This window comes from Vibrio sp. 10N.286.49.E11 (genome assembly GCF_041469505.1).
GTDB classification, from domain to species: Bacteria; Pseudomonadota; Gammaproteobacteria; order Enterobacterales; family Vibrionaceae; genus Vibrio; species Vibrio crassostreae_C.
Genome location: NZ_JBFRKQ010000012.1, coordinates 17,580 through 28,658 on the forward strand (window position 1 = coordinate 17,580; position 11,079 = coordinate 28,658).

An 11,079-nucleotide genomic window follows, 5' to 3' on the forward strand; every position below is an offset into this window, starting at 1 on the left:
TCTGGAGAGAACATGTTGAATTTATTACTTAAACCAGGACTTCTAGGCCTGCCTGAACTTCGAAAAATCAGCCGTAGCCCTGTAAACTTATCACTCGATCCAGCAGCGATTCCTGATATTGAAGCGAGCATGCACGTTGTAGAACAAGTGATTGCTGAAGATCGCACTGTGTATGGCATCAATACGGGTTTTGGCTTATTGGCAAATACCAAAATTGCGCCTGAAGATTTAGAAGTACTACAGAAAAGTATCGTGCTTTCTCACGCGGCCGGCATTGGTAAATTCATGTCTGATGAAACCGTGCGCTTGATGATGGTGTTAAAGATTAACAGCTTGTCTCGTGGTTACTCGGGTATCCGACTCAAGGTCATCAATGCTCTTATCGATCTTGTGAACGCACAGGTTTATCCGTGTGTTCCACAAAAAGGATCTGTGGGTGCTTCAGGAGATCTTGCTCCCCTCGCCCACATGAGTACGGTACTTCTAGGTGAAGGCCAAGCGCGCCACAACGGCAAAATCATCACTGGCTTAGAAGCAATGCAGATCGCTGGCTTGGAGCCAATCACACTTGCTCCGAAAGAAGGCTTAGCTCTGTTAAACGGCACACAAGCATCGACTGCCTTTGCATTAGAAGGTCTGTTTGCAGCTGAAGACTTATTCGCGTCTGCAACCGTATGTGGCGCGATGTCTGTAGAAGCAGCGCTGGGTAGTCGTCGTCCGTTTGACCCTCGAATTCATCGCGTTCGTGGTCATCGTGGTCAAATGGATGCCGCGCTTGCTTATCGCCATATGCTTGATCAAAAGAGTGAGATTGGTGAATCACACACTTGCTGTGAAAAGGTTCAAGACCCTTACTCGTTGCGCTGTCAGCCTCAAGTGATGGGTGCCTGTTTACAGCAAATTCGTAATTCAGCAGAAACGTTAAACGTTGAAGCGAACTCGGTATCGGATAACCCACTGGTATTTGCTGAAGACGGCGACATTATTTCAGGTGGTAACTTCCACGCAGAACCTGTGGCAATGGCAGCGGATAACCTAGCACTTGCGATTGCAGAAATTGGTAGCCTTTCTGAACGAAGAATGGCACTGCTGATTGATAGCGCACTAAGCAAACTTCCACCTTTCTTAGTCGATAACGGCGGCGTTAACTCAGGCTTTATGATTGCTCAAGTAACGTCTGCTGCTCTGGCAAGCGAGAATAAAACACTGGCACACCCAGCTTCAGTAGACAGCCTTCCAACATCGGCAAACCAAGAAGATCATGTATCTATGGCAACCTTTGCGGGTCGTCGACTGCGTGACATGGCAGAAAACACCCGTGGCATCTTGGCTGTTGAATACTTAGCAGCAGCACAAGGCTTGGATTTTAGAGCACCAAATCTCTCTTCTCCTCGAGTAGAAGAAGCAAAACAGATACTGCGCGAGAAAGTCAGCTTCTACGACAAAGACCGTTACTTCTCACCTGATATCGAGCAAGCAAATCTACTGCTCAAATTATCAGTGCATAACCATCTAATGCCAGAAGGCCTACTGTGTAGCTTCTAAGGTTTGGCGAAATAGCACGTCATATAAACAGGGGCTATTGATTAGCCCTTGTTGCATTGAATCCAAGCCCCTATTCCCCTCAAAATCGTCACATACCATCCAACGTATTTATCTAATCGACTGATATATAAGCAAAGTTAACTGGATAGACCATTAGAACGAAGTTAGTTAGCTATAATCCACCCCAGATTTGATGACTAATAGCGATACTATGTTTCTGACACCTTACTTTTCTACTGAAGACAATCAATTTCAATTCACTCGTGAACAAGCAAGCCACTTTGCTAAAAAAGTAGCTGGCGATTTCAACCCGATTCACGATGAAGACAACAAGCGCTTCTGTGTACCTGGCGATCTTTTATTTGCAGTACTTCTGCAAAAAGAAGGCATCAGCCAAAAAATGCGTTTTGATTTTTCAGGTATGGTTGGTAACGGTATTGCGTTAAGCGTTGACAACAAGTGTGAAAAAGAGAGCTCACTTATCGATGCAAATGGTAAAGAGTACCTACACATGTCTTGTGAAGGTGAGAAGAGCCATGATCAAGCATTCATCGAGCACGTAGTAACAAACTACGTTAAGTTCTCTGGCATGAACTTCCCACACATCATGGTTCCTCTTATGGAAGAACAACAAATGATGATCAACTGCCAACGTCCTCTAGTGATTTACGAGAGCATGGAAGTTGAATTTACTCGCCTAGACCTGTCTCACCCAGAAGTTGAATTCTCTGGCGCGACTTTTGATGTTGAAGGCAAACGTGGCATCGTGACCCTGAACTTCGATTTCAAAGAAGACGGCGAAGTAGTAGGTAAAGGCGTGAAGCGTATGGTAGCAAGTGGCCTTAAGCCATACGACCAAGCTTCTGTAGACGACCTAGTAAACCGCTTCAACGAACGCAAAGAGATGTTTCTAGCTCAGTTCACAGCCGCTGCTTAATCAGCTCTAGAACAAGATCAATAAAGCCCAGCTTGATAATCTCAAGCTGGGCTTTTTTATTTCGATTACTAAGCCAGCACTCAAATCATCACTAAATCCAGCGTCTAACCTTTTGTTTGTAATCAACATATTCTGCGCCGAATAATTGTTCTAGTGCTCGCTCTTCGGGTTTGATTTGGAAGTAATTCATGTAGATTACGAAGCCAAAGCTAAGTAGTACACTGAAGATATTCTGGAAGAAGTAGCCAAAGCAAAATAGCAGGATGAACAACCCTAAGTACATTGGGTTTCGCGTGTAGCCAAAAATTCCACTGTCCACGACGGCTGAAGCGGTTTCTACTTTGATCGGGTTAACGGTGGTTTTCTGTTTTCGAAATTCCAATATACCGGATATTCCGATCACACCACTCAATGTGACTCCGATTCCTAACACAATCATTCCATAAGGCAATGCCAGTGTCCCTTGGCTCAACTGTTGAGCGCAGAAGTATGATGCTACGAATACAATAATGAACAGTGCAACTGGTGGTACTTTTAATTCTAGAAATTTCATACTTTTCCTTATTAACATTCCTTTGTTAGTTTAGAAAAAAGCCCAGCAATTGCTGGGCTAAATGTATTAGAGAATTTTTGCTAGCGCCTGTAATGGGTGAGCAAGCTTCTCACCTTCAAAACGCTTCACTTGGCTGCGGCAAGAATAGCCCGTCACCAAGCAACGATCTTTTGGTAAGTCCTGCATTTGAGGCTTCCAGCTTAAACCATATATGTCTTTCGACATTTGTAGCTTATCGACTTCGTGGCCGAAAGTTCCCGCCATACCACAACAGCCGACAGGAACGCTGGTTAACGCCGCCCCAAAGTGTTTGAAGATAGTACCCCACTCTTTTTCAGCGTTCGGCATTTTGGTTTTCTCAGTACAGTGAGCAAACAAGTACCACATATCTTCACTTGCTGAGCGTGCTTCGAACTCACCTAGCGATGGCATTAACCATTCATGCACAGTAAGTACATCAAAGTCGCCGCGCTTGTCACCTAAGATCTCGACGTATTCATCGCGGTAACAAAGCACAAGAGCAGGATCAACACCGACCAAAGGAATTCCGATATCCGCCACCATCGACAAGAAATCCGAAGTCGATTTCGCCTCACGTGCAAAACGATTTAAGAAGCCCTTGATGTGCAACGCTTTACCATTCGGTTTGAACGGCAGCAGTACCGGAGTTTTGCCAAGTTTTTGAGCCAGAGTGACGAAGTCTTCAATCACCTCGGCATCATAGAAGCTGGTAAACGGGTCTTGAACGATCAGCACATGCTGTTTCTTCTGTTCAGAAGACAAGCCTTCTAAATACTGTAAATCGAAGAGTTGCAGCTCTTTACTCGCTAGACGATTTTTGAGCGTAGGCACCGACATCAATGGTGCATCAACATAACCGACCGTTTTAGCTGTTGCCGTTTGGATCCACTTTTGACCCAATGCAGCGTTGACTACTTTTGGCACTTTCGCCATCAGCGGCAGCATGGTTTCAATGTTGGCAACTAGATAATCTTTTGCAGGGCGCTGGTAACGCGAGTAGTAGATGTTCAAGAATCGAGAACGGAAACTTGGTACATCGACTTTGATCGGACATTGACTCGCACACGCTTTACACGCCAAACAACCGTTCATCGCCTCATGAACTTCATGCGAGAAATCGTACTCATGGCGTTTGTTCATCGTATTGCGAACACGCTCAATCATAGTCTTAACGGGTGTGTTGTCTTTCAACGCTTCTTGCTCAAGGTCGAGAATATCAACGCCTTGTTCAGTCAGTTGACGCAACCACTCTCTTACCAAGCCTGCGCGGCCTTTGGGTGAGTGACGTCGGTCAGCCGTAACTTTCATTGAAGGACACATTGGCGAGCTAGTATCGTAGTTGAAACACAAGCCGTTACCGTTACATTCCATTGCTTGCTTGAAGCTGTCACGAACTTGTACGTCGATCTGACGGTCGTAGAAACCACGCTTGGTATCGGTGACTTTCACCAATTCAGCGTCACTTTCTAAAGGCGTACAGATCTTGCCTGGGTTCATCTTGTTGTGCGGGTCGAATGCTGCTTTAATACGTCTTAATTCGGTAAACAGCTCTTCACCAAAGAAGTCTGGGCCATACTCAGAACGGAAACCTTTACCGTGCTCGCCCCACATTAAACCGCCGTATTTCGCCACCAGCTTAACCACTTCATCAGAGACTTCATGCATCAATGCTTCTTGCATCGGGTCACACAGATCCAATGCTGGACGAACGTGTAATACGCCCGCGTCAACGTGACCAAACATGCCGTAATTCAACTCTTTTGAATCGAGTAACACTCTAAATTCAGAGATGAAATCCGCGAGGTTTTCTGGTGGTACACAAGTATCTTCAGCAAAAGCGACTGGCTTAGCTCGGCCTTTCGCCGCACCTAACAGACCCACTGCTTTCTTACGCATGTTGTAGATTCGGCCAATGCTCGCCAAATCGCTACAAACTTGAAAACCAATCACGCCGGCTTCTTCGCTTTCAACCATGGTTTCAAGGCGTGCAGTCAGCGCTTGAACTTGCTGTTCAACTTCCGCTTCATCTTGGCCTGCAAACTCAACCATGTTGATGCCAAGCATCTCTTTGTTCGGAACATCAGTCAGCAAATCGCTCACGGTGTGCCAAACGATGTCTTGCTTCGCTAGGTTCAATACTCTTGAATCTACCGTTTCAACAGACAGTGCTTTCGCTTCCACCATGAACGGCGCATTACGCAGCGCAGAATCAAACGTGTTGTATTTCACGTTAACCAGTGTGCGCGCTTTTGGAATCTTGGTTAGGTTTAACTTTGCTTCCGTGATGAATGCTAAAGAACCTTCAGCGCCACATAGAACGCGAGTTAGGTCAAAGCTGTCATCTTGTTCGTTGATTGCATTCTTTAGGTCATAGCCTGTTAAGAAGCGATTCAGCGGAGGGAATTTATCTAAGATTTGAGCGCGTTTGTCTCGACAAACCGCCTCTGTCACCGCAAGTGCATGGTGAGCGAATTCACCCTCTACAGGTAAGCCGTGTGATAAATCAGATTCTAGACATGAACCATCTGCGAACACCGCTTGCAGCGACAATACATGGTCAGACGTTTTGCCGTACTTCAATGACCCTTGGCCCGAAGCATCGGTATTGATCATGCCACCCAAGGTTGCTCGGTTACTGGTAGAAAGGTCTGGAGAGAAAAAGTAACCATAAGGGCGAACAGCGTCGTTCAATTGATCTTTAACGACACCAGACTGAACTCTTACCCAGCCCTCTTTCTCGTTAATCTCAAGAACCTTATTCATGTATCGCGACAGGTCAACCACGACACCTTTTGTTAAAGATTGTCCGTTGGTTCCGGTACCGCCGCCACGAGGGGAAAAAGTCACGCGTTCGTAAGCGGATTTAGAAACCACTTTACCGATAAGCACAACGTCTTGCGTTGTTTTAGGAAGGATGACCGCCTGCGGCAATTGCTGATAGACACTATTATCAGTCGCCACAGCCAAACGGCTAGAATATTGAGATTCAATGTCGCCAGTAAAGCCCGCTGTTTTTAGTTCATCTAAAAAGCGTACAACAACTGGATCGACATCAGCATTGAGTTGAAGTCTTGGTAACATTTGCTTCCTGCCCCTACTTCGCTGATCCTATCAGCATTGGGTTATCTGAGATTTTTAATAATTTTCTTTGAATTTCGTCACTTTACTACTATTAAGATCATATAAAAAGGTGATCAAATCAGAATCTCAGTGCAAGAATGGAGAAATAGTCACTTTCGTCTTAATTCAGTAACAATATACTGAATAACATTTTGTTTAAGACATCTCCACGAGCACATCACAATGAAAAAAAACAAAACAGTCACAACTGAAGATATCCTTCTTAAACTATGCCAATCAGTCTCAAGCGTACTGACTTCAGCGACGGCTTCTCAGGTGTCCTATTCAGCCATGGTTCAAAAGATCAACAAGACAAGCCTAAAGCCAGATTTTGGTTGCTTCGTTCTGTTTGACGGCGGCTTTTCTGGTCTCGTTGTTATTAATTTTACGTCCAAAGCAGCGCTAGAGATCTACACCAATTACATGCGCAATATGGGCATGCCTGAAAACGAGCTTGCTGTGCTTCATACTTCAGACGAAGTGGGTGATGTATTGGGTGAGTTGATGAACCAATTAGTTGGCGATTTCACCAATAAAATCCGCAAAGAGCTGCAAACCAACATCACACAAAACCAACCGAAAATGCTGGCTCTGAACAAGCAAGTTAACCTTTCTGTTGATACCAATCTCGACCGTCCACAAGCTCGTCGTGTGACCTTCTCTACCGCTAATAACAACATCTTCTACCTTGAGCTTGCGATGGATAAGACTGAGTTCATTCAATTAGAAGAATTTGAAATCGCAGAAGACGAATGTCCAGATAGCATTCTTGAGGCGACTCAGAAAAAAATGCAAGAAGCGAACAAGCCAGCTCAAAGCTCTGGCAATGATTCTGCGGCAGATCTACTCGATGAACTGGGTATCTAGTTTACGAATGCTCTAGACATATTGAAAAAACGTGTCACTAACGCCATCAATACGCTTGATGGCGTTTTTGTTTTTACCGCCAACTGGGCTCATGCAGTTCAATGTTCACCGCCTTCCTTGTTCATCAAACCAGTTTTGCCTTTCTGTTACCCGCGAAAACATGTAAAATGTTGGACTTTTAAAAATTTGCGGTACTGATTAAATTGTCGATGGATAAGAAAAAAGCCCTAAAGAAAATTGCCAAGTGTCTTGAGCTTGGAAATTCTGCGAACGTCAATGAAGCTGCCAATGCGATAAAAATGGCGCATAACTTGATGCTGAAATATGGTCTCGAAAAAGACGATATTGAATTTATCAAGATGGGGAAAACTCAGTCCAGTCACCTGTTACCTGCAAATATCAGTTCTACACTGCTGCGTGTTATTCGCGGTATCAACACCAAATTTGGCGTAGAAGCCGTATTGCTGAATCATAAAGGCCTCAAGCGTGTTGAGTTCATTGGTGAAGCCGACCGCGCGATCTTCGCAGCGTTCGCTTTCGATATCATTTATCGTGAACTGAATGAACACACCGGCCAATTCAGAAATAGCTTTGCTGGCTCTGGCACAGGGTCCTTAGAAGTGACACGCCGCGTGAACTCGTTTGTTTCAGGCTGGGTTGAAGGTGCGCTTGAAAAGCTACCAACCATTACTCCCGACGACGAATCAAACAACAAGATCAATAACTACATTGATAAAGAATTCAAAAATATCGACCGTGAAACGTTCAAGCAGCAACTGAGAGAAGCGATGAAAAACCTCACCGCCGATTATGAAGTTGGTTTGAAGAAAGGTCGTAAATTGTCTGTTAATCGACCAGTTGGCGGTACCCAGGCAGCTAAAAAGATAACTAAATCATAGAGCCACTTTACATTGCTTCGACGTATTGATAAAAACCATCAATAAGATTTACAGGACTATGTTTGTCACTCGGATTCATTCGTTTGACAGAAGTACATGATGGAGAAATACGTTAAAAAAATCACACTAGCCCTAGCGCTTACTATCGCTTTAACGGGTTGTCAGGCAACTCAACGCCAAAACGCGACAACTGGCGAATCTGAGACTAACTCTGCAACTCAAGGCGCTCTAATTGGTGCACTCGCTGGTGCCGTTGCTGGTGCTGCAACTGGTGACTCTAAAGACCGTGGTAAACGTGCACTTATTGGTGCTGCCGGTGGCTCCGCTGTTGGTGGTGGTATTGGTTACTACTTTGACCGACAAGAAGCTGCCCTTCGTGAAGAGCTAATGAATTCAGGCGTTCAAGTTGAACGTGTCGGTGAGAACCAACTTCTACTTCGCCTAGAAAACGGCATCGGTTTTGATTCTGGCTCTTACGCTTTGGAATCAAGCATTCACAATACCCTTCGCAGCGTTGCTCGCATCCTAGTTGAATACCCAAACACTAGCCTAGTGATTGAAGGTCACACTGACAGCGAATCGACGAACCAAATCCTTTCTGAGCGTCGAGCTGAATCTGTTCGTGCATTCTTGATCTCTCAAGACGTTGCTGCAGGTCGTGCTATTGCTCGTGGTAACGGTGAGCGCTACCCTCTATGTGACAATAACACCTCTCAAGGTCGTGCTTGTAACCGTCGCGTAGAAATTCAAATCTTGCCGCTTAAGTAGCACGATTAAAGCCCAGTCCATCTTTATCTATTGAATTAACCTCTATATAGTTGTTTATCAGTTATGTTACTCATTTAACGTGATAATAATAATCAACGACCATAAAGCGTATTCATACTGACATATCGATTCTGGGCTTTTTTACGAGACTTATCTTTTGCTGATCCTATCCAACATTCTGTCATCATCATTTCTTAGAACACTATTTCTAGCCCTCATCTTTTCCACGATTCAACTGTCCACCACACATTTCGTGCACGCAGCAAGCAGTGATGAATTTTCACTAGAATCACAACCTCAAGATCCAGTTTCTCAATACCAATTGGCTCAAGCTTATGAATCGGGTGTCGACGTTCCTGTTAGCACCAGTGATGCATTGTATTGGTACACGCAGTCAGCAGAAAACGGCAACCCAAACGCGCAATTTAGACTGGGTGAATGGTACTTGGCAGGTACAGGTGTTGAACAAAGTAACAAGCTTGCTTTGGAATGGTTTATTAAAGCGGCGTTGCAAGGTAACCAGCGCGCACCTATCGAGGTAGCAAAACTCTACGAATCCTCGCTAGAACAAGACCTCCTTCAACCATTAGATAAAGCGCAGCTATGGTATGAAGCAGCCTTAAAAGATAATCCACAAGCAGAAGAGGGCTACAACCGCATTTTGGAAGCACAATTCAACCAGCAACGTGCAAAACAGATCTCTTCAATAGAACAGCTCGATGACAGCATCGACTCTGAAATAGACACCAGTCAGGGGGTATCTAAGCACGTTCAATCTAACCAAGCATCACGCTCTAACCTCTCCAGTTCTAACCTAACTAGCTCTGACTATATGATTGGTGCTGCGTTGGCCGTGTTGATTTCAATCATCAGCATTATTGCGACGCTCGTTATCTCAAGAAAAAGACAAGCTCTAAAGTCGGGTGATTCGCGACAGCAACAACAATCACTTGAAGCGCAGCTTAGCTCGAAGGACCTTACGATTAAGCAGCAAAAACGCCAGCTGAACACTATGTTCCACGAATTGAAGAAGCAGAAAAACAGCAAAGGTCTGAGTAATTTGCAGGTGGCCTGCGCGCTATTTGGCTACACACCTAGCTCAATCCCCGACCAGAAAAGCATCAAGATCCGATACAAACAGCTATCAAAGATCTACCATCCAGATGGTCACGGATGTGACGAAGAAATGAAACGTTTGAACAATGCGCTAAAAACCATTTTACAAAATGTTACAAAACCGTAAACAAACACACATCTTCATTTTCCTAGATCTCAAAGATATCGATTTTATTGGTGTTGCAATCGATCCCCCTCTCAAAAACGGGTAACAAACTATTAACTAATGGGTCTTACTTGTGTCATAATTTGCGCCGAAAATACACCTGACTTAAACAGGTGAGGAGAGAATATGTTCACAATAGAAGGCGTTTGTGATTGGTGCAAAAAGCCAAGCCTAGTTAAAAAGCACGACTACCTAGATGGTAAGTGTCATCATGCATGTAACGAGTGCAATGATATTGCAACCATTGATGTTCGCCAGTTCAATATTGGTGAAATGGAAATGAGAGCAAAACTCTCCCAAGCGACATTGAGATAAGCAACACCGTGAAATATAAGAAAGCGCCTAAGGCGCTTTTTTTGTGCCTGTAGTTTTAGATCTTCTTTCTTCTTTGTTCTCTCTTCTATACAGGTATATACAGTACTTTTCTGCAAAAACCAGTGTATACACCTGTATAAAGCTCACATTTATTCAACTTATGATACAAAACAGCAGATTCATTCAAATTTAATTTATCGAATACTTTCAATGATTTAATCATTTACCATCCATAACCTCAGACGAAATCGTCCAATAATCCCGCAAAAAACGCTTGATCTTATAAGCAACTAAAACTACTGTATACACATACAGCATGTATATAAGGACAGCAAAATGATTCAAGCACACGTTAAAGCACAACACTCTAGCCCGCTAGTTCACTGCGCATTTACATCAGTTTCTCGTAAAAGCAAAAATTCAAACGAGGAAGCGTTGTTTGCAAGAATGGCGTTGCTGTCCAATCAACATCAGTGGTTACTGTTTACGGCTCAAACACCAAGACCATCGGCTAAGCAGCTTAAGCAACATAATGTTTGCTGCGACCGCGTTATTCATATGAAAGCCTCTCATCAAATGACTGAGGTAGAGACTGTCGAGAAAGCAATCCGCTCTAAGAATGCGAGCGCGATTGTTGCAAGTGCATCGATTGATCAGTTCAGCCAACAGTACCTAAGAACATTAGGGTTACGCTTTCAATGTGAAGTCTTCTTTATGGATGCAAATTCAGAGCGTATTCACTAAGCCACCTTGCTTAATAACATGTTGGCTT

9 protein-coding genes and 2 pseudogenes are annotated in these 11,079 nt (G+C 44.2%); 9 read left to right on the plus strand and 2 right to left on the minus strand.

What is annotated here, in order from left to right; all coding sequences use genetic code 11:
* Nucleotides 1-12: 12 nt before the first annotated feature.
* Together hutH and AB4167_RS02940 are read left to right on the plus strand one after the other, a co-directional pair.
* Nucleotides 13-1,545: a histidine ammonia-lyase gene (gene hutH / locus AB4167_RS02935; protein ID WP_102320505.1), complete on the plus strand. Its 1,533-nt coding sequence runs from the start codon at nucleotides 13-15 to the stop codon at nucleotides 1,543-1,545.
* 211 nt (nucleotides 1,546-1,756) lie between these two features.
* Complete coding sequence (locus AB4167_RS02940) at nucleotides 1,757-2,482, plus strand: DUF3581 domain-containing protein (RefSeq protein WP_017067089.1); 726 nt, start codon at nucleotides 1,757-1,759, stop codon at nucleotides 2,480-2,482.
* 91 nt (nucleotides 2,483-2,573) lie between these two features.
* Here AB4167_RS02940 and AB4167_RS02945 read toward each other — a convergent pair whose 3' ends face one another.
* Together AB4167_RS02945 and AB4167_RS02950 are read right to left on the minus strand one after the other, a co-directional pair.
* Complete coding sequence (locus AB4167_RS02945; RefSeq protein ID WP_017066183.1) at nucleotides 2,574-3,035, minus strand: isoprenylcysteine carboxylmethyltransferase family protein; 462 nt, start codon at nucleotides 3,033-3,035, stop codon at nucleotides 2,574-2,576.
* 66 nt (nucleotides 3,036-3,101) lie between these two features.
* Complete coding sequence (locus tag AB4167_RS02950) at nucleotides 3,102-6,137, minus strand: FAD-binding and (Fe-S)-binding domain-containing protein (RefSeq protein ID WP_372056995.1); 3,036 nt, start codon at nucleotides 6,135-6,137, stop codon at nucleotides 3,102-3,104.
* A 222-nt stretch (nucleotides 6,138-6,359) separates the two neighbouring features.
* Between AB4167_RS02950 and AB4167_RS02955 the strand changes: the two genes are divergently transcribed.
* The 7 genes and pseudogenes from AB4167_RS02955 to AB4167_RS02985 all read left to right on the plus strand — a co-directional run bounded on the left by AB4167_RS02955 (nucleotide 6,360) and on the right by AB4167_RS02985 (nucleotide 11,051).
* Entirely contained in the window at nucleotides 6,360-7,043 is a 684-nt protein-coding gene (locus AB4167_RS02955; protein ID WP_017059770.1) for a DUF3334 family protein, read from the plus strand.
* Nucleotides 7,044-7,252: 209 nt separating this feature from the next.
* Nucleotides 7,253-7,942: a DUF2786 domain-containing protein gene (locus tag AB4167_RS02960; protein ID WP_017059769.1), complete on the plus strand. Its 690-nt coding sequence runs from the start codon at nucleotides 7,253-7,255 to the stop codon at nucleotides 7,940-7,942.
* Between the two features lie 99 nt (nucleotides 7,943-8,041).
* Complete coding sequence (locus AB4167_RS02965; RefSeq protein ID WP_372136112.1) at nucleotides 8,042-8,710, plus strand: OmpA family protein; 669 nt, start codon at nucleotides 8,042-8,044, stop codon at nucleotides 8,708-8,710.
* A 157-nt stretch (nucleotides 8,711-8,867) separates the two neighbouring features.
* Nucleotides 8,868-9,435: pseudogene (locus tag AB4167_RS02970) on the plus strand (tetratricopeptide repeat protein); the annotation flags it as partial.
* Nucleotides 9,436-9,515: 80 nt separating this feature from the next.
* A pseudogene (locus AB4167_RS02975) lies at nucleotides 9,516-9,953 on the plus strand (hypothetical protein); the annotation flags it as partial.
* A 165-nt stretch (nucleotides 9,954-10,118) separates the two neighbouring features.
* Nucleotides 10,119-10,307 carry a hypothetical protein gene (locus AB4167_RS02980; protein ID WP_017059767.1) on the plus strand — a complete coding sequence of 63 codons (189 nt, stop codon included), beginning with the start codon at nucleotides 10,119-10,121 and terminating at the stop codon, nucleotides 10,305-10,307.
* A gap of 336 nt (nucleotides 10,308-10,643) precedes the next feature.
* Entirely contained in the window at nucleotides 10,644-11,051 is a 408-nt protein-coding gene (locus tag AB4167_RS02985; protein ID WP_017055178.1) for a SulA-like leucine-rich domain-containing protein, read from the plus strand.
* Nucleotides 11,052-11,079 lie beyond the last annotated feature (28 nt).